Source organism: Kocuria coralli (assembly GCF_008831305.1).
Lineage (GTDB): Bacteria > Actinomycetota > Actinomycetes > Actinomycetales > Micrococcaceae > Kocuria > Kocuria coralli.
The window spans coordinates 1-270 of sequence record NZ_ML708667.1 but is presented as its reverse complement, the minus strand read 5'-3'; the positions used below and the strand labels follow the sequence as shown (position 1 = coordinate 270).

Here is a 270-nt window from a genome sequence, read left to right as displayed (position 1 = left end):
AATTTTTGTAAGTAATTGGGGAAATTTGAAGACAGGAGAGATGTTGAGTGGAACGTGTTTATAATTTTTCGGCAGGTCCGGCAGTTTTACCAGTACCGGTACTTGAAAAGGTTCAAAGGGAGCTACTCTCTTATAATGGTTCAGGAATGTCAGTAATGGAGCTGAGTCACCGTTCAGAATTATTTCAAAACATCCTAGATGATGCGGAGAGCTTGATTCGAGAATTGATGGAGATTCCAGAAAATTACAAAGTACTATTTTTGCAAGGTG

General features: G+C 38.9%; 1 protein-coding gene. It reads left to right on the top strand.

Annotation, left to right across the window (positions count from 1 at the left end):
* Window positions 1–47: 47 nt before the first annotated feature.
* On the top strand, window positions 48–270 hold a 223-nt coding region (locus tag FCK90_RS15270), incomplete at its 3' end, for an aminotransferase class V-fold PLP-dependent enzyme (protein ID WP_158035150.1).